This is a genomic window from Knoellia sp. B-D-2 (genome assembly GCF_057714695.1).
This window is the reverse complement of the sequence record NZ_CM173189.1, coordinates 1,860,482-1,886,512: the sequence shown is the minus strand read 5'-3', so window position 1 is coordinate 1,886,512 and position 26,031 is coordinate 1,860,482. Positions and strand designations below refer to the sequence as shown.

25 protein-coding genes, 3 pseudogenes and 1 riboswitch are annotated in these 26,031 nt (G+C 71.6%); of the genes and pseudogenes, 9 read left to right on the top strand and 19 right to left on the bottom strand.

What is annotated here, in order from left to right:
• Nucleotides 1–43 precede the first annotated feature (43 nt).
• The 10 genes from AC3EU2_RS09015 to dnaK form a co-directional block, all read right to left on the bottom strand.
• The gene (locus tag AC3EU2_RS09015) at nt 44–1,501 is read right to left on the bottom strand and encodes an LCP family protein (protein WP_488179371.1); all 1,458 of its coding nucleotides are present in this window, start codon (nt 1,499–1,501) and stop codon (nt 44–46) included.
• Nucleotides 1,502–1,531: 30 nt separating this feature from the next.
• Nucleotides 1,532–2,086 (bottom strand): gluconokinase, encoded by a 555-nt coding sequence (locus AC3EU2_RS09010; protein WP_488179370.1) that lies wholly within the window; start codon nt 2,084–2,086, stop codon nt 1,532–1,534.
• A 165-nt stretch (nt 2,087–2,251) separates the two neighbouring features.
• Nucleotides 2,252–3,358, bottom strand: coding sequence for a substrate-binding domain-containing protein (locus tag AC3EU2_RS09005; RefSeq protein ID WP_488179368.1), 1,107 nt, complete (start codon nt 3,356–3,358; stop codon nt 2,252–2,254).
• A 90-nt stretch (nt 3,359–3,448) separates the two neighbouring features.
• The gene (gene mmsB / locus AC3EU2_RS09000) at nt 3,449–4,699 is read right to left on the bottom strand and encodes a multiple monosaccharide ABC transporter permease (RefSeq protein ID WP_488179367.1); all 1,251 of its coding nucleotides are present in this window, start codon (nt 4,697–4,699) and stop codon (nt 3,449–3,451) included.
• Entirely contained in the window at nt 4,696–6,228 is a 1,533-nt protein-coding gene (mmsA, locus tag AC3EU2_RS08995; protein ID WP_488179366.1) for a multiple monosaccharide ABC transporter ATP-binding protein, read from the bottom strand. Before mmsA ends, mmsB begins: the two co-directional genes overlap by 4 nt.
• Before the next feature lie 216 nt (nt 6,229–6,444).
• Complete coding sequence (locus AC3EU2_RS08990) at nt 6,445–6,741, bottom strand: hypothetical protein (RefSeq protein WP_488179365.1); 297 nt, start codon at nt 6,739–6,741, stop codon at nt 6,445–6,447.
• Between the two features lie 31 nt (nt 6,742–6,772).
• Nucleotides 6,773–7,228 (bottom strand): heat shock protein transcriptional repressor HspR, encoded by a 456-nt coding sequence (locus AC3EU2_RS08985; protein WP_488179364.1) that lies wholly within the window; start codon nt 7,226–7,228, stop codon nt 6,773–6,775.
• A gap of 2 nt (nt 7,229–7,230) precedes the next feature.
• Nucleotides 7,231–8,271, bottom strand: a complete 1,041-nt coding sequence (locus AC3EU2_RS08980; protein ID WP_488179363.1) for a DnaJ C-terminal domain-containing protein — start codon at nt 8,269–8,271, stop codon at nt 7,231–7,233.
• Nucleotides 8,272–8,344: 73 nt separating this feature from the next.
• A complete protein-coding gene (grpE, locus tag AC3EU2_RS08975; protein WP_488179362.1) occupies nt 8,345–8,998 on the bottom strand; it encodes a nucleotide exchange factor GrpE in 654 nt (217 codons plus the stop codon).
• Complete coding sequence (gene dnaK / locus AC3EU2_RS08970) at nt 8,995–10,893, bottom strand: molecular chaperone DnaK (protein ID WP_488179361.1); 1,899 nt, start codon at nt 10,891–10,893, stop codon at nt 8,995–8,997. The genes grpE and dnaK overlap by 4 nt, the downstream gene beginning before the upstream one ends.
• 182 nt (nt 10,894–11,075) lie before the next feature.
• Between dnaK and AC3EU2_RS08965 the strand changes: the two genes are divergently transcribed.
• The 4 genes from AC3EU2_RS08965 to AC3EU2_RS08950 are packed head-to-tail and all read left to right on the top strand — an operon-like array spanning nt 11,076 to nt 13,113.
• A complete protein-coding gene (locus tag AC3EU2_RS08965) occupies nt 11,076–11,222 on the top strand; it encodes a hypothetical protein (RefSeq protein WP_488179360.1) in 147 nt (48 codons plus the stop codon).
• Between the two features lie 39 nt (nt 11,223–11,261).
• Complete coding sequence (locus AC3EU2_RS08960) at nt 11,262–11,882, top strand: hypothetical protein (protein ID WP_488179359.1); 621 nt, start codon at nt 11,262–11,264, stop codon at nt 11,880–11,882.
• Nucleotides 11,879–12,478, top strand: coding sequence for a hypothetical protein (locus tag AC3EU2_RS08955; protein WP_488179358.1), 600 nt, complete (start codon nt 11,879–11,881; stop codon nt 12,476–12,478). The genes AC3EU2_RS08960 and AC3EU2_RS08955 overlap by 4 nt, the downstream gene beginning before the upstream one ends.
• Nucleotides 12,475–13,113: a hypothetical protein gene (locus AC3EU2_RS08950; RefSeq protein WP_488179357.1), complete on the top strand. Its 639-nt coding sequence runs from the start codon at nt 12,475–12,477 to the stop codon at nt 13,111–13,113. The genes AC3EU2_RS08955 and AC3EU2_RS08950 overlap by 4 nt, the downstream gene beginning before the upstream one ends.
• Here AC3EU2_RS08950 and AC3EU2_RS08945 read toward each other — a convergent pair.
• From AC3EU2_RS08945 to AC3EU2_RS08930, 4 genes are all read right to left on the bottom strand, one after another.
• Complete coding sequence (locus AC3EU2_RS08945; protein ID WP_488179356.1) at nt 13,091–14,422, bottom strand: hypothetical protein; 1,332 nt, start codon at nt 14,420–14,422, stop codon at nt 13,091–13,093. The two genes, AC3EU2_RS08950 and AC3EU2_RS08945, sit on opposite strands and share 23 nt — an antisense overlap.
• Nucleotides 14,423–14,466: 44 nt before the next feature.
• On the bottom strand, nt 14,467–14,988 hold the full coding sequence (locus AC3EU2_RS08940) for an alpha/beta fold hydrolase (protein ID WP_488179355.1): 522 nt from the start codon (nt 14,986–14,988) through the stop codon (nt 14,467–14,469).
• Between the two features lie 179 nt (nt 14,989–15,167).
• On the bottom strand, nt 15,168–16,067 hold the full coding sequence (locus AC3EU2_RS08935; RefSeq protein ID WP_488179354.1) for an NAD(P)/FAD-dependent oxidoreductase: 900 nt from the start codon (nt 16,065–16,067) through the stop codon (nt 15,168–15,170).
• A gap of 51 nt (nt 16,068–16,118) precedes the next feature.
• Nucleotides 16,119–17,225: a DNA polymerase IV gene (locus tag AC3EU2_RS08930; protein ID WP_488179353.1), complete on the bottom strand. Its 1,107-nt coding sequence runs from the start codon at nt 17,223–17,225 to the stop codon at nt 16,119–16,121.
• 54 nt (nt 17,226–17,279) lie between these two features.
• Here AC3EU2_RS08930 and AC3EU2_RS08925 point away from each other — a divergent pair, with 54 nt between their 5' ends.
• The 4 genes from AC3EU2_RS08925 (at nt 17,280) to AC3EU2_RS08910 (ending at nt 21,143) form a co-directional block, all read left to right on the top strand.
• The gene (locus AC3EU2_RS08925; RefSeq protein WP_488179352.1) at nt 17,280–17,714 is read left to right on the top strand and encodes a MerR family transcriptional regulator; all 435 of its coding nucleotides are present in this window, start codon (nt 17,280–17,282) and stop codon (nt 17,712–17,714) included.
• The gene (gene lhgO / locus AC3EU2_RS08920) at nt 17,707–18,918 is read left to right on the top strand and encodes an L-2-hydroxyglutarate oxidase (RefSeq protein ID WP_488179464.1); all 1,212 of its coding nucleotides are present in this window, start codon (nt 17,707–17,709) and stop codon (nt 18,916–18,918) included. The genes AC3EU2_RS08925 and lhgO overlap by 8 nt, the downstream gene beginning before the upstream one ends.
• Nucleotides 18,915–20,003, top strand: coding sequence for an SLC13 family permease (locus AC3EU2_RS08915; protein WP_488179351.1), 1,089 nt, complete (start codon nt 18,915–18,917; stop codon nt 20,001–20,003). The genes lhgO and AC3EU2_RS08915 overlap by 4 nt, the downstream gene beginning before the upstream one ends.
• 312 nt (nt 20,004–20,315) lie before the next feature.
• Nucleotides 20,316–21,143, top strand: coding sequence for a L,D-transpeptidase family protein (locus AC3EU2_RS08910; RefSeq protein WP_488179350.1), 828 nt, complete (start codon nt 20,316–20,318; stop codon nt 21,141–21,143).
• 27 nt (nt 21,144–21,170) lie between these two features.
• Here the strand turns inward: AC3EU2_RS08910 and AC3EU2_RS08905 are convergent, their stop codons facing one another.
• From AC3EU2_RS08905 to AC3EU2_RS08885, 5 genes and pseudogenes are all read right to left on the bottom strand, one after another.
• On the bottom strand, nt 21,171–22,403 hold the full coding sequence (locus tag AC3EU2_RS08905; RefSeq protein ID WP_488179349.1) for an MFS transporter: 1,233 nt from the start codon (nt 22,401–22,403) through the stop codon (nt 21,171–21,173).
• A gap of 122 nt (nt 22,404–22,525) precedes the next feature.
• Nucleotides 22,526–23,140 (bottom strand): annotated as a pseudogene (locus AC3EU2_RS08900) (energy-coupling factor transporter transmembrane component T family protein); the annotation flags it as partial.
• Between the two features lie 294 nt (nt 23,141–23,434).
• Nucleotides 23,435–23,866, bottom strand: a pseudogene (locus AC3EU2_RS08895) (ATP-binding cassette domain-containing protein); the annotation flags it as partial.
• A gap of 405 nt (nt 23,867–24,271) precedes the next feature.
• Nucleotides 24,272–24,706: pseudogene (locus AC3EU2_RS08890) on the bottom strand (ABC transporter ATP-binding protein); the annotation flags it as partial.
• Nucleotides 24,707–24,794: 88 nt separating this feature from the next.
• Nucleotides 24,795–25,463 carry an ECF transporter S component gene (locus tag AC3EU2_RS08885; protein WP_488179348.1) on the bottom strand — a complete coding sequence of 223 codons (669 nt, stop codon included), beginning with the start codon at nt 25,461–25,463 and terminating at the stop codon, nt 24,795–24,797.
• 76 nt (nt 25,464–25,539) lie between these two features.
• A riboswitch (TPP riboswitch) is annotated at nt 25,540–25,642 on the bottom strand.
• Nucleotides 25,643–25,736: 94 nt separating this feature from the next.
• Here AC3EU2_RS08885 and AC3EU2_RS08880 point away from each other — a divergent pair.
• Nucleotides 25,737–26,015: a DUF4235 domain-containing protein gene (locus tag AC3EU2_RS08880; RefSeq protein ID WP_488179347.1), complete on the top strand. Its 279-nt coding sequence runs from the start codon at nt 25,737–25,739 to the stop codon at nt 26,013–26,015.
• The last annotated feature ends 16 nt before the right edge of the window (nt 26,016–26,031 follow it).

Below are 26,031 nucleotides of genomic sequence, written 5' to 3'. Positions count from 1 at the left end.
AACGCCGCCGAAGTTGAGTTGATTCCACTCAACTCTGGGAGGATCAGCAGGTGGCGGCGATGTCCTCGACCTGGTCGGTCGGCTCACTCGGGGAGGTGCTCGGTGACGGGGAGTCCGACGGCTCCGACGCCGACCTCGACGGTGTCGGGGTGGCCGTGACGGTGGGCGTCGGCACCGGGTCGATCGCCGCCTGGACGAGGTCGCGGATCTTGTCGAAGTCGGGGTTGGCGACCCTGACGACCTTGTTGGTGATGGGCAGGCTCAGGATCGAGCCGGTCTCCTGGAGGGTGCCGACCAGCTCGGCCCAGGCGGGCAGCTCCGACTGGGGGATGTCGAGGCTGACGTTGTCCTTGACGACCCTGGCGAGGTCCGGGTAGTTGCGCAGCAGCTCGGTGGGGTTGGCCTGGTCGAGGATCGCCGCGGTGACGCACCGCTGGCGGCGCATCCTGCTGAAGTCGTCGCTGCCGGCGCGCGAGCGGGCGTACCAGAGGGCACGCTTGCCGTCGAGGCGCTGCCGGCCGATCTCGATCCAGCGCTCCTCGCCACTGACGAAGACGATCCGGCCGTTGCGGAGCTTGCAGTCCATGCAGACGCGCTCCTTGACGTTCACCTCCACCCCACCCATCGCGTTGACGAGCGCCTGGAATCCGCGCAGGTTGACGACGAGCGAGCGGTCGATCTCGAGGCCGAGGATCGCGCCGATGACGTCGCGAGTGGTCGTGAGGCCCGGGTTGGGGTCCCCGGCGAAGAGCGCGGGGTCCTCCGTCGCGGCGTTCGTCGCCAGGGTCCACACCCCGTTGAGCAGGCACTCGTCTCCGCAGTCGTACCCGTTCGGGTATGCGGCCGCGAGGGGGTTGGACGCGGGGATCGGCACGCGCTCGAGGTTGCGGGGCAGCCCGAACAGCACGGTGTCGCCCGTGCCCGTGTCGATGCTCGCGACCATCATCGAGTCGGTACGGACACCGACCCGGTCGTCGGCCGCGTCCGACCCGAGGAGGAGGACGTTGACCCGCGGCTTCCCCGCCCAGGCGTTGGCCTCCTTCTCGTCGGCGCCGCCGGTGAGGACGTTGATGACGTCGTGCTGGATGGTCATGTAGCGCACCGCGGTGGCCGCCGGGGCGATGACGAGGAGGCAGCACAGCGCGGCGAACCCCGCCCGCTGCAGGCGGCCGGGCTCCTCCGGTGCCGTCTCGCGGGCGGTGAGGAGGATCCCGGCGCACCACAGCAGCGCCACGACGATCGTCGCCACGAGCAGCGTCACGAGCATTCCCGGCCGCACCGCGACGTTGAGGGCGGTGAGAACGAACCCCTTGCGCCACGCGTAGACGAGCCCGAGCGCGCCGAGGAGCAGGAACCCCAGCAGGAGGAACAGGCCCAGCGGGCGGCGGCGCGTCGGCAGCAGGCCGGCACCCGGGAGGAGGGTGCTGAGCGCGGTCAGGCCGAAGAACCGGCCGGAGCCGTCGTCCGTGCGACGTCCCTGTCGGCGCGGGGTGGTGGGCACCCGCACATCATGCCGCGCCCACCCGTGGGCTCAGTGAGGACGGGTGGGACGCGCCGGTCCGGCGTCGTCGGCCTCGAGCCACGCGACCGCCTCAGCGACGATCCGCTCCGGCGGGTGGCGCAGGTCGAGCACGACGCCGCTCTCGTCGGCGTCGAGCGCCTCGAGGGTGTCGATCTGGGACTGGAGCAGGCTCGCGGGCATGAAGTGGCCCGTACGGTCCGACAACCGGTCGCGGATCACCTCGGCCGGCCCGTCGAGGTGGAGGAAGTCCACCGAAGGCGGGTCCTCGCGCAGCACGTCGCGGTAGGACCGGCGCAGCGCCGAGCAGGTGATGACCGTCGACCGCCCGGCGGCCGCCTGCTCCCCCATCCACCTCGAGAGGTCACGAAGCCACGGCCAGCGGTCCTCGTCGGTGAGCGGCGTCCCCGACTCCATCTTGGCGATGTTGGCCGCGCTGTGGAACTCGTCGGCCTCGACGAAGTCGAACCCGAGCGCATCGGCGACCCCCTTGGCGACGGTCGACTTGCCGGACCCCGAGACGCCCATGACGACGACGTGCCTTGTGCGCCCTGCTCCGTCGACCATCTGGGCAACCTACCGGGAGCACCGCCCCCGTGGGGCCATGTCGTTCTCGACGGGCCATGCGGCCCTGGCGACGTGCGCCCGCGAGAACGACGGAGACACAAGGGACCGGCCCCGCCACCCAGGGGTGACGGGGCCGAGTCGCAGGTGGGCCTGACGGGGGTCAGGTCAGCCGGTGACCTTGGAGAGGGTCGGGTCGTTGGCGTACGCCTCCTTGGCGTTGGCCTTGGTGACGATGAGCGGCTCGAGCAGGTTGGCCGGGACGACCTTGACGCCGTTGTCGTAGGACTTGTCGTCCGTGACGGTCGGCTTCTCGCCCTTCTGCAGCGCGGCGACCATCTCGAGGGTCGCCTTGACGAGGTTGCGGGTGTCCTTGTTGATGGTCGAGTACTGCTCACCGGCCATGATCGACTTCACCGACTCGACCTCGGAGTCCTGACCCGTGACGACGGGGACCGGCTTGCCGGCGGCCTTGACCGAGGTGATGATCGCCCGGGCGAGGGTGTCGTTCGGGGAAAGGACGCCGTCGAGCGTGGCGGAGGCGTAGGACGCCGAGAGGAGGGTGTCCATGCGCTTCTGCGCGTTCTCGGCCTTCCAGCCCTGGGTGACGGCCTGGTTGAAGGCCGTCTGGTTGGACGTGACCTTGAGCGTCCCGTCGTCGATCTTCGGCTTGAGGACGCTCATCGCGCCGTCGAAGAAGACCTGCGCGTTGGCGTCGTCGGGGGAACCCGCGAAGAGCTCGATGTTGTACGGGCCCTGCGGCTTCTTGGCGGCCATGCCCTCGAGGAGCGCGTTGCCCTGGAGCTCGCCGACCTTGAAGTTGTCGTAGGCGACGTAGTAGTCGACCGCGTCGGTGTTCTTGATGAGGCGGTCGTAGGCGATGACGGTCGCGCCGGCGTCCTTGGCCGCCTTGACCTGGGTGCCGAGCTGGGCACCGTCGATGGCGCCGATGACGATGACCTTGGCGCCCTTGGTGACCATGGACTGGATCTGGTTCTGCTGCTCGCCGACACCACCGTTGGCGAACTGCACGTCGGCCTTGAAGCCGGCCTTGGCGAGGTCGTCCTTGAAGAGGTTCTCGGCGAGGACCCAGTTCTCGGACGTCTTCTGCGGGAGCGAGACGCCGATGAGTGCGTCCTTGGGGAAGGCCTCGGCCGCGCCACTGGCGCCGCCACTGGCGGTGTCGGTCGGGGTCTCCTCGTCGGCACGGCCACAGCCGGTCAGTGCGAGAGCTGCGACGGCGGAGGCCGCCATCACCTTGGTGAGGGAACGCATGTCGTCTCTTTCTTTCGTATGCCGTGACTCACCCGGGACGGATGCGCCACCTGTGAGAGCTATGAAGTTGTGTGGTGCGGCGAGCCCGGGTCAGGACTCCTGCTTCACCGTCTCGGTCGTGTCCTGGGTGGCTCGCCGACCGAAGTTCTGCATGAGCAGGCCCGTGATCGAGCGACGGCCCTGCGACTTGTTGTAGACGTCGAAGGCGACGGCGGCGAGCAGCACGAGGCCCTTGATGATCTGGGTCATGTCGGCGCCGACGCCGAGCAGCTGGAGGCCGTTGTTGAGGACGGCCATGACGAGGCCTCCGATGACGGCACCGACGACCGTGCCGACACCACCGGTGACCGCGGCGCCACCGATGAAGACGGCGGCGATCGCGTCCAGCTCCCAGCCGACACCGTCGAACGGGCCGGAGGCGTTGGACCGGGCGACGAACATCATCCCGGCGAGCGCCGCGAGGATCGACATGTTCATCATGACGAGGAAGTTGACCCGCTTGGAGCGGACACCGGACAGCTCGGCCGCGTGGCGGTTGCCACCGACGGCATAGACGTGGCGACCGATGATCGTGCGCGTCGAGATGAAGCCGTAGAGCAGGACGAGCGCGCCGAGGATGAGCGCCGAGATCGGCAGCGAGGTGCCGCGCCGGCCGGAGGCCATGAGCATGGCCACGGCGAGGATGGCGACGGTGATGAGGCCGAGCCGGATCCACATGGTCGAGCCCGCCTCGACCTCGGCACCGATCCTGGCCTGGTTGCGGCGGTTGCGCAGGGTCCCCCCGATGATCGCCGCGCAGACGAGCAGGCCGATGAGGATGGTGAGGTTGTTGTAGCCCGTCTTGGGCCCCACCTCGGGCAGGTAGCCGGCACCGATGGTCTGGAAGCTCTCGTCGACCGGCACCGTGTTGGACTTGCCGACCCACTGGTTGGCTCCGCGGAAGATGAGCATGCCCGCGAGGGTGACGATGAAGGCGGGGATGCCGATGAAGGCCACCCAGAACCCCTGCCATGCACCGACGAGCGCGCCGATGACGAGGCCGAGGAGGATGCCGACGTACCAGGGGATGCCCCAGTCCCGCATGGCGATCGCGACGACGATGCCCGCGAAGGCCGCCACCGAGCCGACCGAGAGGTCGATGTGGCCGGCGATGATGACGAGCACCATGCCGATCGCCATGACGAGGATGTAGCTGTTGCCCTGGAAGATGTTGATGACGTTCCCGGGGTCGAGGGTGAGCCCGTCGGTGAGGACCTGGAACAGCACGATGAGGAAGACGAGGGCGAAGATCATCCCGAACTGTCGGGTGTCCCCACCGAAGATCTCCTTGAGCTTGTTCATGCGGCGTCCTTCGGGGTCGGCGTCGTCGAGGTCTTGGTCATGAGGCGCATGAGGGACTCCTGGTCCGCATGACCCTTGTCGAGGACACCGGTGATCCGGCCCTCGCTGATGGTGTAGATCCGGTCGCTCAGGCCGAGCAGCTCGGGCAGCTCCGAGCTGACGACGATGACACCCTTGCCCTCGTTCGCCAGGCGCTGGATGATCCCGTAGATCTCGAACTTGGCGCCGACGTCGATGCCGCGGGTGGGTTCGTCGAGGATGAGCAGGTCGGGGTCCGTGAACAGCCATTTCGCCAGGACGACCTTCTGCTGGTTGCCGCCCGAGAGCTTGGCCACGCCGTAGTCGACGTTGGGCGTCTTGGTGCGCAGCGCCTTGCGGTAGTCGTCCGCGGCCGAGTGCTCCGCGCGCCGGTCGATGACGAAGTTGTGGGCGATCTTCTTGAGCTTGGCCGAGACCGTCGTCGTCTTGATGTCGTCGAGGAGGTTGAGCCCCAGCGTCTTGCGGTCCTCGGTGAGGTAGCCGATGCCGGCGTCGATGGCGGCCGGGACGCTGCGCAGGTCCACCTTCTTGCCGTTGAGCGTCATCTCGCCGCCGAGCCAGGTGCCGTAGGAGTGGCCGAAGATCGAGCGCATCAGCTCGGTGCGGCCCGAGCCCATGAGGCCGGCGAACCCGACGATCTCGCCGCGCCGGACGAAGAAGTCGGACTGCTTGGCCACGAGCCGGTCGGGGACCTGCGGGTGGGCGACGGTCCAGCCCTTGACCTCGAACATCACCTCGCCGATCTCGGGCGTGTGGTCGGGGAAGCGCGACTCGAGCGACCTGCCGACCATCCCGCGGATGATGCGGTCCTCGTCGACGGCACCCTCGCGGACGTCGAGGGTCTCGACGGTCTGGCCGTCGCGGATGATCGTGATGGCGTCGGCGATCGCCTCGATCTCGTTGAGCTTGTGGCTGATCATGATGCTCGTGATGCCCTTGCCCTGCAGGCCCCGGATGAGGTCGAGCAGGTGACGCGAGTCCTCCTCGTTGAGGGCCGCCGTCGGCTCGTCGAGGATGAGGAGCTGGACGTCCTTGGCGAGGGCCTTGGCGATCTCGACGAGCTGCTGCTTGCCGACACCGATGTTCTTGATCGGGGTCTCGGGGTCCTCGACGAGGCCGACCCGGGCGAGCAGCTCGCGGGCGCGGTTGTTGGTGCGCACCCAGTCGATGACGCCGTTCTTGGTCTCCTCGTTGCCGAGGAAGATGTTCTCGGCGATGGACAGCTCGGGGATGAGCGCCAGCTCCTGGTGGATGATGACGATGCCGGCGTGCTCGGAGTCACGGATGTTGTTGAAGGTGACGTCGGCACCGTTGAAGCGGATCGTCCCGTCGTAGGTGCCGTGCGGGTGGACGCCCGACAGGACCTTCATGAGGGTCGACTTGCCCGCGCCGTTCTCACCGCAGATCGCGTGGACGTCACCGCGACGGACGGTCAGCGTGACGTCGTCGAGTGCCTTGACTCCGGGAAAGGTCTTGGTGATGGCCGTCATCTCCAGGATGGGCGCCGCATCGACCACTTCTGTCTCCTCGTCGGTCGTTCACCAAGGACCTCACTGGCCTCAGTGGCTCGATGCTAAACCCACAACCTGCCCGTGGTCCGGTGGTTCGGGGGTGGACGCGCGGGCTTGTCCATTGGACAAGGCCAACGGGACATTCTCGGGGCTTCCCGCACCGGGAAACAGACCGCGCAACCCGGCCGGGACCGGTCAGGAGGTCGAGGGTTGCGGGTCGTACCAGCCGTCCCGATCCTCGGCCAGGGCACGGAACCGCTCGCGGAGCCCGCCCTCGACCGGCCCGGACTCGTCGGCGACCATCTCCTCGCGCACGAGGACGCCCCACTCGACGTCCTCGGCGTCGTCGGCCCCAGCGCTGCGCGCCGGGGTACCCCGCCCAGCGTTGGCGACGCGGATGACGCGGACCTCGGTGAATCCCTCGTCGGAGAGCTCCGCGGCCACCTCGTCGGCGGTGTCACGCTCGGGGAACAGCAGCAGGTGGTCGCTCACGCGCGCCAGTATGCCGTGGCCTGCCCCGGGCTCAGGGCCGCCACAGGACGAGCGCCTGCGAGGCGGAGCCACCACCGGGACGGCGGCGCGGGCGCTCCCCGAGCCGGCTCGCGAGGATCTCGCCACCGGGGCCGACCGAGAAGACCCTGGACCCCTGGGAGGCCACCGCCTGCAGCCGCTCGACCTCGTGGGTGAGCTCGGCGACGCGGGCCCGCAGGGCGTCCACGTGGTTCTCGAGCTCGAGGATCCGGGCGATGCCGGCGAGGCTGACGCCCTCCTCCTGGGAGAGGCGCTGGACCTGACGGAGCAGGTCGACGTCCCGGGCCGAGTACCGCCGACCGCCCCCCCGGGTGCGCGAGGGCGTCACGAGGCCGAGCCGGTCGTACTGGCGCAGCGTCTGGGCGTGCATGCCGGCCAGCTCGGCCGCGACCGAGATGACGAAGACGGCGTCGTCGTCCGGTCGCGGCAACCCCTGGCGCGAACCCATCGTCAGGCCTTGGCCTGCTCGGCGAGCGCCGCCCGGGGGTCGCCACCGGCCTCGGCGCGCAGGACCTCGACGGCCTCACGAGCCTTGTCCGACAACGACTCCGGCACGACCACCTGCACCTTGGCCAGCAGGTCACCGGCAGCCCCCTTGCCAGCCACGCCGCGTCCCTTGACGCGGAGCACGCGTCCGGACGGGGTGCCGGGCGCGATCCGCACCTTGACGCTGGCGCCGTCGAGGGTGGGCACCGTGACCGTGGCACCGAGGGCGGCCTCGGCGAAGGTCACGGGCAGGTCGACCGTGAGGTTGTCTCCGTCGCGGCCGAACACCGGGTGCTTCTGGACGGTGACGGTGAGGATGAGGTCGCCGGCCCCGGCGCCGGGCTCCCCCGGCTGCCCCTTGCCACGAAGGCGGATCTTCTGACCGTCCTTGACACCGGCGGGGATCCGAGCCGTCATGGTGCGGCCCTCGGCGGTCCGCAGCGTCACGGTCGAGCCCTCGACGGCGTCGCGGAACGCGAGGGTCGTCGTCGCCTGGACGTCGGCCCCCTTGCGGGGACCACGCGGGGCGCCGTAGCCGGCATACCCGGCCGGTCCGGGACGCGCGGCACCACCGGCGGCACCGCCGAACATCTGCGACAGGAGGTCGTTGATGTCCCCCTCGCCGCCTCCGGGGTAGCCGCCGTAGGACGAGCCGCCTCCGGTGTCGAAGCGGACGCGCGAGCCGCCACCCCCACCGCCGAAGGCGCTGAAGATGTCCTCGAACCCCCCGTTGCCGCCCGGTCCGCCCGCACGGAAGCGCGCGCCACCGTGCGCCATCTGGCGGATGGCGTCGTACTCCTCGCGCTGCTTGGGGTCGGACAGGACCGCGTGCGCCTCGCCGATGTCCTTGAACTTCTGCTCGGCGGCGGTGTCACCCGGGTTCTTGTCCGGGTGGTGGGTGCGTGCGAGCTTGCGGTAGGCCTTCTTGACCGCGGCGGCATCGGCGTCCTTGGGGACGCCGAGGATCGCGTAGAAGTCCTTCTCGAACCAGTCCTGGCTCGCCATCAGCGCCTCCTCTCAGTCATCGTATGCCGCTGTGGGACAACGACGGTGAACGTCACCGCCCGCTCCGTACCGGTCATTCAGGGTCGGCGACGGCCACCCGTGCGGGTCGGAGGACCTGGTCGCCGCTGCGGTACCCGGGCTGGAGCACCTGAACGACGGTGGTCGTGCCGGCGTCGGTCGGCAGGTCGGGGTTCGAGGCGTCCCACGCGGCGTGCATGAGGGCCTCGTGGTGCATGGGGTCGAAGACCTCGCCCACGGCGCCGAAGCGGACGAGGCCGAACTTGCCGAGGCTGGCCTCGAGCTTGTCGGCGATCGCCGCGAACGGCCCGTCGGTGAGGTCGCCGTGCTCACGGGCCAGCTGGATGTCGTCGAGCACCGGCAGCAGTGTCTCGAGGACGTCGCGCACCGCCCGCTCCTGGACGCTGGCACGGTCGCGGTCGACCCGGCGCTTGTAGTTGACGTACTCCGCGTTGAGCCGCTGGAGGTCGTCGAGGCGCTGGGCCGCGAGCGCGGTGTCGGGGTGCTCCACCGCCGCGGGTGCCGCTACACCCGCGGGGGCGGTGGCCCCCGCCCGAGCCGGAGCCACCTCCTCACCGTCGTTGACCGACTCGGTGTTGATCGAGTCGTCACCCTGCTCGGCGTCCTCGACGACCTCGCCGTCGAGGACGTCGTCCTCGTGCGGCGGCGGGTCACCGGGCACGTCGCCCTGCCGGAAGGAGTCGGTCACTTCTTCTCCTCGTCGTCCTCGACGACCTCGGCGTCGACGACGTCGTCGTCCGACGCACCGGCGTCGCCGGTCGGCGCGGCGCCGTCGCCGGCCTCGCCGGTGGCGTCCGCGGACTCGCCCTGCTCGGCCGCTGCGGCGTACATCGCGGCGCCCATCTTCTGGGACTCCTCGTTGAGGGTGTCGATCTTGGCCTGGATGTCGTCGCGGGACAGCGTGGACTCGGGCTTGATGGCCTCCTTGAGGTCCGCGAGGGCCTCGTCGACCGGCTTGCGCTGGTCGTCGGAGAGCTTGTCGCCGGACTCGCCGAGGAACTTCTCGGTCGAGAAGACGAGCGACTCGGCGAGGTTGCGGGTCTCGGTCTCCTCGCGACGCACGCGGTCCTCCTCGGCGTGGGCCTCGGCGTCCTTGACCATGCGCTCGATCTCCTCCTTGGACAGCGCGCTGCCGCCCGAGATGGTGATCTTCTGCTCCTTGCCGGTACCGCGGTCCTTGGCCGTCACGTGGACGATGCCGTTGGCGTCGATGTCGAAGGTCACCTCGACCTGCGGGACGCCACGCGGGGCGGGGGCGATGCCGGAGAGCTCGAAGGTGCCGAGCGCCTTGTTCTGCTGCGCGATCTCGCGCTCGCCCTGGAAGACCTGGATGAGCACGCTCGGCTGGTTGTCCTCGGCGGTCGAGAACACCTCGGAGCGCTTGGTCGGGATCGCCGTGTTGCGCTCGATGAGCTTGGTGAACAGCCCGCCCTTGGTCTCGATGCCGAGGCTGAGGGGGGTGACGTCGATGAGGAGGACGTCCTTGCGCTCACCCTTGAGGACACCGGCCTGCAGGGCGGCGCCCAGCGCCACGACCTCGTCGGGGTTGACGCCCTTGTTGGGCTCCTTGCCCCCGGTGAGCTCCTTGACGAGAGCCGTCACGGACGGCATCCGGGTCGAGCCGCCGACGAGGACGACGTGGTCGATGTCAGCGAGGTTGATGCCGGCGTCCTTGATGACGTTCTGGAACGGCTGCTTGGTCCGGTCGAGCAGGTCCTTGGTCATCTGCTCGAACTGGGCGCGGGTGAGGTTCTCGTCGAGGTGGATCGGGCCGTTCTCGCTCATCGAGAGGTACTGGAGCGAGAGGTTGGTGCTGCTCGCGGACGAGAGCTCCTTCTTGGCCTGCTCGGCGGCGTCACGCAGGCGCTGCATGGCGATCTTGTCCTTGGACAGGTCGACGCCGGTGGTGTTCTTCACCGTGGTGAGGAGGTGCTGGACGACGCGGTCGTCCCAGTCGTCGCCACCGAGCTGGTTGTCGCCGCTCGTCGCGCGGACCTGGATCGTCGAGAAGCCGTCCTCGGGGTCCTTGCCGACCTCGAGGAGGGAGACGTCGAAGGTGCCGCCACCGAGGTCGAAGACGAGGATGAGCTCGTCCTCCTTGCCCTTGTCGAGGCCGTACGCGAGCGCGGCGGCGGTGGGCTCGTTGACGATCCGCAGGACGTTGAGGCCCGCGATCTCGCCGGCCTCCTTCGTGGCCTGGCGCTCGGCGTCGTCGAAGTAGGCGGGCACGGTGATGACGGCGTCGGTGACGGGCTCGCCGAGGTAGGACTCCGCGTCGCGCTTGAGCTTCTGCAGCGTGCGGGCGCTGATCTCCTGGGCGGTGTACTTCTTGCCGTCGATGTCCTCGCTCGTCCAGTCGGTGCCGATGTGGCGCTTGACGGAGCGCAGGGTGCGGTCGGCGTTGGTCACGGCCTGTCGCTTGGCGATCTCACCGACGAGGACCTCACCGCCCTTGGTGAAGGCGACGACCGACGGGGTGGTGCGGCCGCCCTCGGCGTTCGCGATGATGGTGGGCTCGCCACCCTCGAGGACGGCGACGGCGGAGTTGGTGGTTCCGAGGTCGATACCGACTGCACGGGCCATGGGTGTGTCTCCTTGCGTGAGCTGAGTTGAGTTGCTGTCACTCAAGTTAGGAGCCCGCCTGCCGAATGGCAAATCCGAGCGCCCAAACTTGCGTTCACCTGACTCAACTCTTGCCGAGGCGGTGTTGTTCCCGGCGGCGCGGCCCGCGGACCCTGTCGGTGGGTGGCCCTAGCGTCGTCGTCATGGCAGAGGAGAGCACCTCGCGACACCTCCGAGCGGTCCGCGGCGCCGCGCCCCGGATCGAAATCGTCGCCGACGAGTCCCGCGCCGAGTACTGGGCGCGCCTGCAGGCCCTGCGGGCCGAGCGGCAGCGGCTGCGCGCCGGCTGACCCGCACGGACCGGCGGGACAGTCCCTACACTCCGTGGCATGGGGGAGAACGCGACGATGGGGCGAGGGGTGCTGCGGCACGCACGCACCTACGTGTCCGGGCGCCCGACCACGCAGAAGGCCGGGGCAGGGGTGGCCGCCGCGCTGCTCGCGAGCGCACCGTTCGGTGGCCTGGCCGGGGTGCCCGAGCCCGGTCCCGAGCCGATCGCGGCCGGCAGGTCGATGATGGTCGGCCCCTACGAGGTCGTCATCGACAAGGTCGTCGAGCTGCCCGACCTCGCACCCGCGGTCCGGCCGAAGCCGTCCGAACGCGTCGTCGTGCTCGACACGCACGTGACGCTCACCGGTGACCGGCCGGAGTACGCCGTGACCCTGACCAAGAACGTCAGGGTGTCCGGCGGTGGCGTCGACGTGGTGGACACTCCCCAGCTCTACTTCGTCGAGGACTCGACGCGGATGTCGAGCTTCAACCCCGGCCTCACCTACCGGCTCGCGCTCACGTTCACGACGTCGGGGCCGTGGCAGGGGGACGAGGTGACCGTCAGCACCAACCTCGTGGAGTTCCGCGAGGAGGACAAGCAGACCCTCGACCCCAACGCCTGGGTCGGCCGCGACGAGATCCAGGGACGGGGCTCGCTCGCCCTGGTGAGGCGACCGTGAGGCGCGCCATCGCGAGCGCGGCGCTCGTCGTCGCCGCCATGGGAGTTGGCCGGCTCATCAACGACCACATCCCGTTGGACGACGTCGCCGACAAGCCGTTCGTTCACGAGGGTGTGGTCGACCGGACGGTGCGGCTCGACCAGGTCGAGCTCACCGTCACCGGCGTCCACGTGACACCGACGATCATGGGCAACCCGGCCTCGGCCTCAGGCGGCCGGTGGCTCGTCGTCGACACCGAGATGCTCGCGACGCAGCAGCCCACGACGATGGCCGGCTTCTTCGTCGTCGACGCCCAGGACCGACGGTGGATCGCCTCCGCCCGCGGCCCGGAGTGCGTCCAGAGCGCGAACCTCTCCACCGGCGTCCGGCACTACGCGAGCATCTGCTTCGACGTGCCCAGGAAGGCTCTCCGGGGAGCACGGCTCATGGCGACCCGCGGCGCGTGGGACTCGCACGAGTCGCAGTTCCGTCGCGACGACCTCGCCGAGGTGGACCTCGGCATCGAGGCCTCCGCGGTCGACGCCCTCTGGTCGCAGCAGGACGCAGTCAATGTCAGGGAGAGCGGCCCCGTGCCGCCCGAGGAGGCTCGGCGATGACCACCACCCTGACGGCCCGCCGACCGAGCCGGTGGTGGATGGCCGCCGCACCCGTCGCGATCGTGGCCATGCTCGCGGCCAGCGGCTACCGCGTGCCCGTGTTCTGGTACCAGTCCGGCCAGCACCACGAGATCGCCGACGGCGACGCCGACGCCTGGGTCGCCGTCACCGAGCAGACGTCGGACGCCCACGGTGACTTCACCCGCCGCTACTCGGTGAGGCTCGCCGGGCTGGGAGGTGCCGACCCAGCATACGAGTCGCTGTCCGACGAGTTCACGCTCGCCGACGGGATGGTGGCGCGCACGGTCGACCTCGACTTCCGGGCCGAGCCGGGCCAGCCGCTCAAGAACTGCGCACTGACCCTCGTCGACGACCGGGGCCGGCAGTACCGCGTCGGGCACGTCTTCGACGCGATCGGCCAGCGCGTCACCGTCTGCGTGCCGGACAAGACGCCCGGACCCAGCGTGCCGATCTTCGAGTCGGAGAAGCGAGGAGCGCTCCCCGAGAAGGAGCTGCCCCGTCCGCGGGAGTGGTCGGTCTCCCCCGCGATCGCCGTGCCGACGGACGCGCGGTTCGTCGAGCTGAGGATCTCGTTCGAGAACCCGGACTACGTCACGCTGAGGCTTCCGCGCTGACCTCGTGCGCGACGGGCTGGGGATCGTCGTCGGGGCTCGTGGCGAGCTTCGGCCCGAGGAGCCAGTCGATCGCGGCGGCGAGCAGGGCGGCCGTGAGGACCATGGTGACCGCGAGGCCGACGGCCTTCTCCATCGGTGAGAACGCCAGCCACGTGTCGGTCTGGATCGGGCCGATCGCCAGGCGCAGCAGCTGGCCCACGAGCCACGGGATGCGGATCACGAGGAGGAACGCGAGGCAGAAGGTCAGCATTGGGAGCAGACCGGCCGTCGCCATCATCCGCAGGCCGTTCCAGAACGCCGACCAGCGCTCGCGCACGTCGCCGACGAGTCCGCCACCCAAGCGTCGGACCGGCGCCGGGATGCGCTCCCAGCGCGGGTTCGGCTGTGCCTCGGGCCTCTCGGGTCCGGACAGCTTGTGACCGAGGACGACCGCGCCGACGGTGATCCAGGCGAGCGGGACGATGACGACGGCGTCGACGGCACCGAGCAACCCGAAGAGCCACGTCGTCGCGGTGTCGACCGGGTTCGCCATGGGACCAAGGGTGCCGATGAGGGTGTCGTACTGGTCCAGCACGAGCTGTGCCGCCCGGCGCTCCTCGACCCAGGCGAGGCCCGCCTCGCGGATGTCGGCGACCTTCTGCGCGACCTGGGAGGTGTAGTAGACCTCGACGAGCGCGCCGAGGAACGCGAGCCAGAGGAAGCGCGTGACGCTCTCGAACTTCCCTAGCGCGTAGCGCAGCACCCAGGCGATCGCGACGATGGCGAGGACCACCTGCCAGTCGTAGATCGCGAGCCGACCGGCGAAGTCGATGTCGGGCGGGGCCCCGAGGCTGAACTGGTTGAACTCGGCGTAGGCCGCCTCGTTGGTGAACCGGTAGAGGTCCTCCTTGAGGAGGCCGTAGGACACGTAGACCGCGAGGAAGGGCACGAGCACGCTCACCGCGACGTCGACGAGGCGCAGCTCGCGCTTCTCGGTCGGCGCCTGCCGCGCCTCGCGACGGGACAGCTCGGCGACGTTGGGCAGGGCCCCGCGCGTCATGTACAGCATCGCGATCATCGCAAGGAGGAAGCCGAGCGGCGCGATGACGAGGATGAGCTGGGCGAGGAACGCGTTGTGGTCGCTCACGATGACGGCGAGCCAGACCGCCCCGCTGCGCACCGCCAGGCCGAGGCAGGCGATGACGACGAAGGGCGCCCAGTAGACGCGCAGGATCCGCAGCGCCGACAGCAGGACGGCGGGGATGTCCCGCACCCGCATCGCGTCGTCCACTGCTCCCCCGAACGTCGTCCCCCGCGTGGTGTCGACCACGCATGTCGTGCGTGAGCATAGCCAGCCCCCCGGCCACGGGCGCGTCAGCGGTCGAGGAAACCGCTGAGCGCGCGGAGGAACTCGCCCGGTCTGGTCGCGTGGACCTCGTGGCCCGCGTCGACCGTCGCCATCGTGGCCCCGGGCACAGCAGCGACGAGGTCCTCCACCCACTCCGGCGGGACGAAGCTCGTCGGACCGCCGCTGACGGCGAGGACGGGGATCCGGAGCGAGCGCAGCACGCCCGGCCACCCGGGCGACGGGGCGTCGATCTCGGGCCGGACCTGCTCGACCACGGCCCAGTCGAACAGCAGCGTCCCGTTCGGGCGCTCGGGTGTCGTCGGCGTGCGCGGGCGCATGAGGCCGACGTCCTCGAGGACGAGCCGCCGCACCTCGGGCGAGGTGGACGCCACGAGGCACGCGACCAGCCCGCCGAGCGAGTGCCCCACGAGGTCGACCTGCGGCCCCAGCTGGGGCAGGAGCAGCGTGACGTCCCGGGCCAGGAGCTCGATCGAGTAGCGGCCCGGACGGTCGCTGGACCCGTGGCCTCGCAGGTCCACGGCGTGCACGACCCGGTCCCGGGTGAGGGCCGCCGCGACGACGTCCCAAGTCGCTCGCCGTGAGCCCGGTGCCGGGCAGCAGGACCACCGGAGGGTGCGCGGGCTGCTCGCCCGACCACGTGCGCACGTGGAGCGCGACCCCGCCGCACTCGACGCGCCGGCTGCTGGGCATGCCACCAGTGTGCGCGTCAGCTCCGCGTGAGGAGCCGGGCGATCGCCGAGTTCGCGGCGATCTGTCCGGCCGCCGAGGCCTGCACCACCGAGGCCATCGGCATCGGGAACGCCGCCAGGTGTGCGAGGTCGCCGGCCGCCATGACGCCCACAACGGACGTCCGCCCGAACTCGTCGATGCGCACCGCCCCCGACGCGTTGAGGTCGAGGCCCAGCTGCTCCGCGAACGGCGCCGACTGGTGCAGGGTCGGCACGACGAAGAGCACCGCGACGTCCTCGGTCGAGCCGTCGTCGAGGCTGACCCGCAGGCCCTGACCGTGTCGCTCGACCGCGGTCAGGCGAGGGGAGACCACCGGGGCGGTGAGCACCACACCGTCGGGGACCTCCTGGCCCTCCTCGAAGACGACGAACTCGCCCGCGACGAGGCCGAGCAGGGCGGTGAGGTGGCCGGCGGCGGCCGTCCCGACGATGCCGATGCGCTCGCCCGCGAACTCGAACCCGTGGCAGAACGGGCACTGCGCCGCGAGGTCGCCCCACACCTCCGTGAGGCCAGGGATGGGCGGCGGCTCGTCGCGGACCCCGGTGGCCAGCACGACGGCATACGCGGTCATGACGTCACCACCGGCGAGGGTGAGCCGGAAGTCATCGCCGTCGCGCTCGACCGTCACGACGCGCTCCTCGCGGACCGTGACGGTGTCGTATGCCGTGAGCTCGCGTCGCGCTGCGGCGCGGAAGTCCGCGGGTGGGGTGCCGTCGTGGGTGAGGACGTTGTGCATGTGGCTGACCGTCGCGTTGCGGTAGGTGCCGTCGTCGAAGACGGTGACCTGCCGGCGGACGCGGCCGGCGGTGAGGGCGGCCTGGAGGCCGGCGGGGCCGCCGCCGATGACGGCGATGTCGGTGTGCAGTGAAGGTGTCATGATCCGATCGTCAACCTTCAGGTCGACCTGAAGGCAAGCCTCCCGTTCGCGTCAGTCGGGTGGGTGGGCCGCCGGCCCGCCACGGCCGGTGGTGCGCGGCTGCTCGTAGCCACCCTCAGGCGGGACCATCTCGGCACGGACCCCGAGCAGCCGAACCGGCCGGTCGTCCCCGAGGTCGCGGAGCAGTTCGAGCGCGGTGGACGCGATGACGGCCGGATCCGACGTGGGCTCGGCGAGCTTGCGGATGCGCGTGGTCGTGAAGAAGGGCGCGAAGCGGACCTTGAGGTGCACCCGGGCGCAGGCCCTGCCCTCCCGCCGGATGTCCTCGACGACCTGGGCGGAGAGCGAGCCGATGGCCGCCGCGATCTCCTCCTCGTCGGTGAGGTTGCTCTGGTAGGTCGTCTCGCGCCCGTGAGCCCTGGCGACCCACGGGGTGTCGTCGATGCGCGTCGCCCCCACCCCCCGACCCAGCCGACCGTAGTGCGGCCCCATCCGCGGACCGAACTCCGCGGCGAGCACGTCGTCGGAGGCGTCGGCCAGCTGACGGACCGTGTCGTAGCCGTGGGCCGCGAGCCGGGCGGCGATCCGGGTGCCCACGCCCCAGAGCGCGGTCGTCGGGCGCTCCCCCATGACCTCGAACCAGTTCTCCCGGGTGAGCACGAAGGTGCCCCGGGGCTTGCCGAAGTCGGTGGCGATTTTGGCGCGAACCGTGGTGTCACCGACGCCGACCGAGCAGTGCAGCAGCGACGCCTCGAGGACCTCGGCGCGGATCGCGTCGGCGTGAGCCACCGCCTCCACCACGTCCGGTCCGGGGGTCTCGATGCCGACGAAGGCCTCGTCCCACCCCAGGACCTGGACCACCGCCCGCGGGTGCGCCCGCACGGCCTCCATCACCACCGCCGACGCCTCGTCGTAGGCCGCACCGTCCACCGGGAGGAACACCGCGTCAGGGCACTTGCGGACCGCGAGCTTGAGCGGCATGCCCGAGTGGACGCCGAACGCGCGCGCCTCGTAGGACGCGGTCGAGACCACCGCCCGCTCGGTCGGGTCGCCCCGCCCGCCCACGACCACGGGCAGCCCCGCCAGCTCGGGCCGGCGGAGGATCTCGACGGCCGCGATGAACTGGTCGAGGTCGACGTGGAGCACCCAGCGGGCCATGACGCCAGTGTGCCGTGCGTGGGTCACGGTCGGAGGGGGTACGTTCAGGTGGACATGAATGTGACCACGGAGAACTGGACCATCAGCGACCTCGCGAGCCGCTTCGACCTGCCCACGCACGTCCTGCGCCACTGGGAGTCGATCGGGCTGCTCGAGCCGCGACGCGACGCGTCGGGCTACCGCCGCTACGGGCACGACGACCTCGTGCGCATCGCGATCATCCAGCGCAACAAGCTCGCCGGCATGAGCCTCGAGCAGATCCGGGTCCTGCTCGACGCCGGGGCGAAGGACCGCCACGAGGTGCTCGAGGGCCACCTGCGCGACCTCGACGAGCGGATGCTCGCCGTGGAGCGCTCGCGCGAGATGACCGAGCACGCCCTGCGCTGCCGGGCCCACGACATCACGGCGTGCCCACGCTTCGTCGCCGCCGTGGAGGACCTCGTGGAGGGTCGGACCCACCCTGCTCTGCTCGGTCGTGCCCATGCGTGACGTCGTCGTCGTGGGCGGGGGAATCGTCGGCCTGGCGACCGCGCACGAGATCCTGCGGCGGCGACCGGGGGCGGACGTCCTCGTCGTCGAGAAGGAGACCGAGGTCGCCCGGCACCAGAGCGGCCACAACAGCGGCGTGATCCACGCCGGTGTCTACTACGCGCCCGGGAGCCTCAAGGCCAGGTTCTGCACCGAGGGCGCCGCGCGGACGCGCGAGTACTGCTCCGAGAAGGACATCCCCGTCGTCGACACCGGCAAGCTCGTCGTGGCCACGAACGACGTCGAGGTCGCTCGGCTGGCCGACCTCACCGACCGCGCCCGCGCGAACGGGCTGCGCGTCACCCCGCTCGGCGCCGGTGAGCTCCGCGAGCGCGAGCCGCACGTCACGGGGCTGGGCGCGCTGCACGTCCATGCGACCGGCATCACCGACTACGTCGCCGTGTGCCGGGCGCTCGCCGCCGACGTCGTGGCCGCCGGTGGGTCGGTCCGCACCTCCGTGGCGGTGGTCGGCATCGACGAGGCCATCGACGCGGTGACCCTCACCCTCAACGAGGACGGCTGGCGCACCACCGAGTCGGCACGGCGGGTCGTCGTCTGCGGTGGACTCCAGGCCGACCGGCTCGCGGCGATGTCCGGTCTCAACACCGGTTCCGACTCCTTCCAGGTCTTGCCGTTCCGAGGCGAGTACCACCGCCTCCCCGGTTCGCGCGCCGGCCTCGTCGACGCGCTCATCTACCCGGTGCCCGACCCCGACCTGCCCTTCCTCGGGGTCCACCTCACGCGGACGGTCGACGGCGGGATCACGGTCGGACCCAACGCGGTCCTCGGGTTCAGCCGCGAGGGCTACCGCAAGGGGTCGGTCCACCTGCGCGACGTCGCGGCCTACGCCCGGTTCCCGGGCATGTGGAGCGTGGCCCGCGAGCACTGGCGCACCGGGTTCGCCGAGCAGCGCGACTCGTGGAGGCGCCGGGGCTACCTCGAGCTCGTGCGGCGCTACTGCCCCGAGCTCACGGTCGACGACCTCCTCCCGGAGCCGGCCGGCATACGGGCCCAGGCCGTCCTGCGCGACGGCACGCTCGTCCACGACTTCCTCGTCCGGCGGACCGCGCGCACCGTGCACGTCTGCAACGCCCCCTCCCCCGCGGCCACGTCCGCCTTCCCGATCGCGGCCCACGTCGCCGACCTCGCGGCCTCGGCTGGATGACCGTCCAGGAACTGCTGGCCCTCGCGGAGCGCATCGGGCCGGTCATGGTCTTCCTCGTGGCCATGTCGGTCGTCGCCGAGGTCGCCGAGATGGCCGGCGTCTTCGACGTCGCCGCCCACTGGACCGCCCGCGCCGGGCGCCACCGCACGTGGCTGCTGTGGCTCCTCGTCGTCGCCCTCGCCACCGCGTGCACGATCGTCCTCAGCATCGACACCACCGCCGTGCTGCTCACCCCGGTCGTCATCGCGGTCGCCCAGCAGCTCGGCATCCCGGCGATGCCGTTCGCGCTGACGACGGTCTGGCTCGCCAACACCGCCTCGCTGCTGCTGCCGGTCTCGAACCTGTCCAACCTCATCTCCCTGCACCGCTTCTCGGCCCTCGACGTCGGGACGCACGAGTACATCGCGCTGGCGTGGCGGCCCGCCCTCGCCGCGATCCTCGCGACGGTGCTCGTGCTCTTCGTCCTGCACCGGCGCGAGCTGATGACGCGCTACGCGCCCGAAGCGCCCGACGAGCCGCACGACCGCGTGCTGCTGCTCGTCGCGGCCGGGGTGTGCGTCGCGCTGGGCCCGGCCTTCGTCAGCGGTGTGACGCCGGCGGGACCCGCGGCCATCGGCGCGGTGGTGCTCGTGGCGGCGCTGGCGTGGCGGTGGCGCGCGAGGCTGGTCGACATCCGGGTGCCCTGGGCGATGGTGCTCGCCGTCTGCGCGCTCTTCGTCGTCGTCGACGTCGCCATGCGGCACGGCCTCGAGCCGGTGCTCGGCGCCCTCGTCGGCTCGGGCGACGGGGACCTGTGGAGGGTCGGCGCCGCCGGGGCGGTCGCCGCCAACCTCGCCAACAACCTCCCGGCCTACCTCGCGCTCGAGCCCGTCTCGGACGGCTCACCCACCCGCCTCATGGCCCTGCTCGTCGGGGTCAACGTCGGCTCCATCGTCACGCTGTGGGGCTCGCTCGCGACCCTGCTCTGGCGCGACCGCTGCCGACGCGCCGGACTGACGATCGACGCCTGGCCGTATGCCGTCCGCAGCCTGGTCTGTGCCGTCGCCGCCGTCTCGGCTGCGCTGTTCGCCCTCAGTCTGGCGTGACGGTCAGACCTCCCCGTTGCCCGGCACCCGTCCCACGCGCTCAGGGCCCTGTCCGGGCACACCCCCGGGGCTTGCCCCGCCGCGCGTCGGGGTCACGATCCGGCCACGGACGCAACCCGCCTCCCGGCTCTCGCGTCTACCGGGGTGCAGGATGGCCGCGATCGACGAAGCAGGGGGAGCGACATGACACGCAGCGTGCGTCGAGGGATCGTCACCATGGGGACGGTGGCGGTGCTCACCGGCGGGCTGGGGGCATGCGCCGGGGTCAGCTGGACGCCAGACCGCGACCTGACGTCGCCGGCACCACAGGGCATGACGGAACCGAGCGTCACCGCCGCCCCGATCTCGCCGACCCCGCCCACGGCGTCCACCGCCCCCAGCACCACGCCGACGCCGACGCCGACGCCGACGATCACCGCGACGCCGAGCATCACCGCGACGCCCAAGCCGAGCGTCACCGTCACGCCGAAGCCCCAGCCCTCGGCGACCGCCACCCCGAAGCCGAAGCCCAGGCCCAGGCCGTCGGAAACCACGCCCCCGTCCACGGCGTCCCTGCGGGTCGGAGACCGGAGCCCCGCGGTCCTCGCCCTGCAGCAACGGCTGTCCGCCCTCGGCTACTGGATGGGCGAGCCCGACGGGCACTTCGGCGCCCTCACCCAGCAGGCCGTGTGGGCGCTCCAGAAGTCCGCCGGCATCTCCCGCGACGGCCGGGTCGGACCGAGGACGCAGCGGGCGCTCGACGACGGCGTCCGTCCCGAAACCCGGCTCGGGGGCACGGGCGTCGACATCGACCTCCAGCGCCAGATCCTCATGATCGTCCGCGGCGGCCACGTGACGTACATCCTCAACACGAGCACGGGCGGCGGCTACGAGTACGAGCGCAAGGACGGGAGCACCGCGACCGCCCGCACCCCGAAGGGCAGGTTCCGGGTCGGCTACGTCGTCGACGGACGCGACGAGGGGTTCCTCGGCGAGATGTGGCGACCCCGCTACTTCAACGGCGGGTATGCCGTCCACGGCTCGCCGTCGATCCCGGCCCACCCGGCCTCGCACGGCTGCGCCCGGGTGAGCAACTCGGCCATGAACATGATCTGGGGCCAGAACCACATGCCGAAGGGCTCGACCGTTCTCGTGCGCTGAGCCGGGCGCGGCCCTCGGCTCGCGCGCTCAGCGCACCGCGGAGGCCGCAGCGACGCCGGCTTCCCGGGGCAGGGTCTCGCGGGCTCGCGACCAGGGGACGGTCGCGACGAGGCTGAGCAGTCCGGTCACCCCGAACGCCAGCGCGTAGCTGCCCGAGTCGACGAGGGCGCCGGCGAGGATGGGTCCGATGATCGCGCCGGCGTCGGCCGACATCTGGAAGGCCGCCAGGGCGGGTCCGCCGCTGCGGTCGCGGCCGATGATGTCGGCGATGCTCGCCTGCTGCGCCGGGTTGAGGGCTCCGGACCCGAGACCGGCGATGATCGAGAAGGCGACGAGGACCGGGAAGGTCGTGGCGAAGCCGGTCGCGATCGTCGCGACCCCGGCGACGGCGAGCCCGCCGATGATGAAGGGCCGCCTCCCGAGCCGGTCGCTGAGTCGCCCGGCGACGTTCATCCCGATGGCGTTGCCCGCGGCGTAGATCGCGAGGACGGCCCCGGCGAGCCAGGGCTCCTTGCCGATGTTGGCCGCGACGAAGAGCGGGATGATCGCGTTGCGCACACCGAAGTTGGCCCACCCGTTGGCGAACGCCGAGACGAGGCCCGCCCGGTAGGCGCTGTCCTGGAGCCCGTCGCGAGCGGTCATGACCGGGAGCACCGGCGCGTCGGAGGCCGGACGCAACGCGCTTCCGCTGATGAAGATCGCGACGAGAGCGGCGGCGACGACGAGCGCCGCGGCATACGCGAGGAAGGGAACGCGCAAACCGAACCCGCCGAGGGCGCCACCGACGGCCGGCCCGCCGATGCCGCCGATGAGGAAGGCCGAGCCGTAGGCGGAGGAGACCCGTCCCCGGATCGCCGGGGGGGCGAGGCGAACGATGAGTGCCGTCGCCGAGATGGTGAACATCACCGAGCCGATGCCGCCGAGCCCGCGGAAGACGAGGAGCTGCCAGTAGCTCTGCGCGAACGCCGTCGCCGCGGTGGACGCGGCGACGATGAGCAGGCCGGCGAGGTAGATCGGGCGCTCGCCGAGCCGGACGATGAGGCTGCCCCCGGCGGGGGCGAAGACGAGGCGGAAGAAGGCGAACACGCTGACGACGACCGCGCTGGCCGTCGCGCCCACGCCGAAGCTCTGGGCGAACTGCGGGAGGACCGGCGTGATGAGCCCGAAGCCGAGGGCGATGACGAACGCGGACGCCACCAGGACCCAGATCTCGCGAGGGATGCGGACGCGCTCGACTCGCGTGGAGGTGGTGGGGGCCATGAGACAGACAAGTATGCCGCCCGCCCCCGACATTCCCGGACCCTCACCTCCGCCGGTCCCCAACTCGCCAATTCCCCCGTGAGGGACCGACACGCCGTGTCCCTCACGGGGGAATTGGCGAGTTAGGTGCGGGAGGCGAGGAGGGCGACCACGGCGGGCAGGGACGCGGCCAGGACGAGGGCGGTGTCGCGGCCGTGCCACCCGGCCGGGGCGAACCACGTGCGGCGCCGGACGGTCGCGAACCCCCGGGCGTCCATCGCGACGGCGAGGTCGGCGGCGAGGCGGAGCGTGCGCACGAGCAGGCCGAAGGTCAGGGCGCCCACGTGGGCGAGGAACCGGCGTGGCGACCTCGCGGTGACGCCGAGACCGCGCACCCGGCGGGCCCGGGCGATCTCGCCCCAGATCTCGCCGAAGGTGTGCACCCGCTGGAGCGCCGCCGCAACCGCGACGACGGGGCGCGGGGGCAGCCGCAGCACCTGCCCCGCATGGTCGCCGAGCCGGTCGGGGTCGACGAACGGGATGAGCACCGCGGACGGCAGCACGATGATGACGACCCGCAGGAAGCCGGTGGCGGCGAGCTCGAGGTCGTGACCGCCCAGCAGCCAGGTCGACCACGCGACACCGGCGGCCCCGACGAGTCCGGGGACCATCCGGACGAGGAACCGTCGCACCCGCCGGCGCGGCCGCGGCCCCTCCCCGGGGGCGGCCAGGCCGACCGCAGCGAGCACGAGCTGGGTGGCGATCACGAGCACCGAGGTGCGCCAGCCGGGCGAGGCCACGCCGGCGACGATCGCGAGCGCTGACCCGGCGAACAGGGCCAGGGGTCCGCACCGGGCGACCAGCGGGGTGCGTGGCGTCGGGTCCGGTGCCGGCTTCGGCGGCGCGACGAGGGTCCGGACGTCGTCGGCGCGATCGACCAGGCCGGGGTCGTGGGTGGCGACGACGACCGAGCCGCCGGCGGCCGAGTGCGCGGCGAGCAGCCCGGCCACCGCGGCCCAGGTGTGCCGGTCCTGGCCCACGGTGGGCTCGTCCGCCAGCAGGGTGGGCGGCCGGTGCAGCAGCCCGGCGGCGAGGGCGAGGCGCCGTTGCTCCCCGCCGGAGAGCTCGCGCGGGTCGGCGCCCTCGAGGTGGTCGATCGCCAGGACGGCGAGGAGCTCGCGGGCGCGCTCGAGCGTGGCAGCGGAGTCGTCGCCGAGCGCGCGCGAGGTCGTCAGCACCTCGTCGAGCACGGTGCGGGCGACGATCGTCGAGCTCGACCACTGGGGCGACCAGGCGAGCACCCGCGCGAGGTCGGTGGAGCCGAGATCGCCCACCGGTCCGCGGGAGCGTGGCCGGTCCGCCGTGACGGGGCCCACGACCTCGACCCCACCCCCACCCCCGGTCGGGTCGACGAAGCCGGCCAGCGCGTGCAGGAGGGTCGACTTTCCCGACCCGGAGGAGCCGACCAGCGCCGTCACGGTGCCGGGGGCCGGGGCGAGCGGCTCCGGGCTGACGAGCGCCGGCACCGCGCGGGGGGTGCCGTCGACGAGGGTCACCTCACGGTCGACGCGCAGCGCGGTGGCCCGAAGGAGACCGGCGTCGTCGCGGACGGGCGCCAGGGTGACGGACAGGGGCGCGGGGCGTGCCCCGCCGGGCACCCAGACGCCCATCTCGAGCAGGCGGTCGCGCTCGCGGGCCAGCACCTCACCCACCGGTCCGTCGGCGACGAGCCGCCCGTCATGGTCGAGGACGAGCACCCGGTCGACGAGGTCGACCCACGGTCCGAGGACGTGCTCGACGATCACGGTCGTGAGCCCTGCGCCCATGACGTCGGCGACGGCCGACCGGACCTGGGCGGCGTTGTCGGCGTCGAGCATCGCCGTCGGCTCGTCGAGGAGCAGGACCGCGGGGGCCAGGGCGAGCGCGCCGGCGAGGGCGAGCCGCTGCGTCTGCCCGCCGGACAGGGCGTGGGTGGGGGTGTCCTCGGGCAGCCCGTCGAGACCGACGGCGTCGAGGCTGCCGCGGACGACGTCAGGCATGAGGTCCCGGGCGACGCCGGTGTTCTCGAGCCCGAACGCGACGTCGCGCCCGACGGTCGTCGCGACGACGCCGGCGCCGGGCTCCTGGAGGACGAGGCCGACCTCGCCCACCCGCGTCCCCGGCTCGTGCCCGTCGACGGTGACCGAGCCCGAGAGCTCGCCGGCGTCGGCGGTCGTGAGCAGGCCGGCGAAGGCACGCAGCAGGGTCGACTTGCCGGACCCGCTGGGCCCGACGAGCAGGACCCGTTCCCCGGGGGCGACGGACAGCGAGACGTCACGGAGCACGGGCTCGCGGCGCCCGTAGGGCCGCCAGGTGAGCCCGTCGACGACGACGGCGCCGCCCGTGTGCAGCGGCGACGCCGTCGGGTCCGGGTCAGACAGCTCGGACCTCACGGTGCTCCTGCCCGGGCGGGAACGCGTTGAGCGCGCCCGCGGCGGCGAGAGCCCGGGTGAGCAGCCACCCGAGGCCGCCCGCGATGACCGCGCCGGCCGCGGTCATGACGGCGAGGTAGGCGATCTTGTGGTCCCACGCCCAGTCCGGGTAGTAGGTGACCCACTCGTACGCGACCTCGAGCGGCGCCGACAGGGCACCCGCCAGGGCTGCGGCACCGAGCCCGTACACGGCATACCCGAGGATCGCGAACGCGAGCTCGGCACCGAGGCCCTGGAGGACCCCGGCGAGGAAGGTCGAGAAGCCCCACTTCGTCCCGGGGACCATCGAGACCAGCGCGGCGACGACCTCGCAGAGGAGGGCTGCTCCGGGTCGGCGCACGACGAGCCCGCCGACCACACCGGCCATGAGCCAAGGCGCGGCGGTGATCCCGGCGAGCGGCGGGTACACCGTCGTCAGGGCGGTCGACGGCACCTCGTAGGCCTGGCCCCAGCCCCAGTACGCGACACCGAAGGCGGCGCCGAGGAAGGCGATCGTGAGGATGTCGACGGTGCGCCAGGCCATGAGCGGCCGGGTCGCGAGGATGCTGCGGCCCCGACGGCGACCGTTCGTGGCCGGCGCGCTCGCCGGCGTGGTGGTGTGTGCTGCCATGACGTCTTCTCCCGTGGCGTCCGATGGATACCTCGGGGAGGTGAGCCGCACCGCACGCACCTCGCGTGAGGCACGGCCACCTGAGAACTCGACTCCCTACGCCGGTGCGAACCGGATCAGGTGTGAGGGTCTGCGGTTGCCCGCACTCTCAGCGCCGGAGCGCTCCCCTGTCGTTTGACGTGGTCACCCTACTCCTCACGTGTGGCAGGGTGGAACGAGGTGAACAGGACGAGCCCGGCTCGTCCGTCACGACTCGCAAACCAGGAGTGACTGATGGGCAGCATGGTGTGGAAGGTCCTCGGGACCGGTTCGGCGATCCTCGCGGGGATCGCCGCGACCAAGGTGGCCGACCAGCTCTGGCAGAAGGCGGGCCGCGACAAGGCGCTCGACCCCAAGGACCCGGACTCGCCGGTCTGGGAGGCCCTGGCGTATGCCGCCCTCACCGGTCTCGCGGCCGGCGTCGCCCGGACGATGGCGACCCGCAAGGCGGCCCAGTTCTACGCCCGTTCGGCCGGCCACAAGCCGCAGGAGATCGTCGACCGCGACCTCTGAGCCGACCGGCCCGGGC

What these genes read in the sequence shown, in the direction of transcription:
- AC3EU2_RS09010 (WP_488179370.1), bottom strand. Translation starts at nt 2,086, where the DNA reads ATGGTCGACGGAGCAGGGCGCACAAGGCACGTCGTCGTCATGGGCGTC.
- AC3EU2_RS09005 (WP_488179368.1), bottom strand. Translation starts at nt 3,358, where the DNA reads ATGCGTTCCCTCACCAAGGTGATGGCGGCCTCCGCCGTCGCAGCTCTC.
- mmsB (WP_488179367.1), bottom strand. Translation starts at nt 4,699, where the DNA reads ATGAACAAGCTCAAGGAGATCTTCGGTGGGGACACCCGACAGTTCGGG.
- mmsA (WP_488179366.1), bottom strand. Translation starts at nt 6,228, where the DNA reads ATGACGGCCATCACCAAGACCTTTCCCGGAGTCAAGGCACTCGACGAC.
- AC3EU2_RS08985 (WP_488179364.1), bottom strand. Translation starts at nt 7,228, where the DNA reads ATGGGTTCGCGCCAGGGGTTGCCGCGACCGGACGACGACGCCGTCTTC.
- AC3EU2_RS08980 (WP_488179363.1), bottom strand. Translation starts at nt 8,271, where the DNA reads ATGGCGAGCCAGGACTGGTTCGAGAAGGACTTCTACGCGATCCTCGGC.
- dnaK (WP_488179361.1), bottom strand. Translation starts at nt 10,893, where the DNA reads ATGGCCCGTGCAGTCGGTATCGACCTCGGAACCACCAACTCCGCCGTC.
- AC3EU2_RS08965 (WP_488179360.1), top strand. Translation starts at nt 11,076, where the DNA reads ATGGCAGAGGAGAGCACCTCGCGACACCTCCGAGCGGTCCGCGGCGCC.
- AC3EU2_RS08960 (WP_488179359.1), top strand. Translation starts at nt 11,262, where the DNA reads ATGGGGGAGAACGCGACGATGGGGCGAGGGGTGCTGCGGCACGCACGC.
- AC3EU2_RS08950 (WP_488179357.1), top strand. Translation starts at nt 12,475, where the DNA reads ATGACCACCACCCTGACGGCCCGCCGACCGAGCCGGTGGTGGATGGCC.
- AC3EU2_RS08935 (WP_488179354.1), bottom strand. Translation starts at nt 16,067, where the DNA reads ATGACACCTTCACTGCACACCGACATCGCCGTCATCGGCGGCGGCCCC.
- AC3EU2_RS08930 (WP_488179353.1), bottom strand. Translation starts at nt 17,225, where the DNA reads ATGGCCCGCTGGGTGCTCCACGTCGACCTCGACCAGTTCATCGCGGCC.
- AC3EU2_RS08925 (WP_488179352.1), top strand. Translation starts at nt 17,280, where the DNA reads ATGAATGTGACCACGGAGAACTGGACCATCAGCGACCTCGCGAGCCGC.
- lhgO (WP_488179464.1), top strand. Translation starts at nt 17,707, where the DNA reads ATGCGTGACGTCGTCGTCGTGGGCGGGGGAATCGTCGGCCTGGCGACC.
- AC3EU2_RS08915 (WP_488179351.1), top strand. Translation starts at nt 18,915, where the DNA reads ATGACCGTCCAGGAACTGCTGGCCCTCGCGGAGCGCATCGGGCCGGTC.
- AC3EU2_RS08910 (WP_488179350.1), top strand. Translation starts at nt 20,316, where the DNA reads ATGACGGAACCGAGCGTCACCGCCGCCCCGATCTCGCCGACCCCGCCC.
- AC3EU2_RS08905 (WP_488179349.1), bottom strand. Translation starts at nt 22,403, where the DNA reads ATGGCCCCCACCACCTCCACGCGAGTCGAGCGCGTCCGCATCCCTCGC.
- AC3EU2_RS08885 (WP_488179348.1), bottom strand. Translation starts at nt 25,463, where the DNA reads ATGGCAGCACACACCACCACGCCGGCGAGCGCGCCGGCCACGAACGGT.
- AC3EU2_RS08880 (WP_488179347.1), top strand. Translation starts at nt 25,737, where the DNA reads ATGGGCAGCATGGTGTGGAAGGTCCTCGGGACCGGTTCGGCGATCCTC.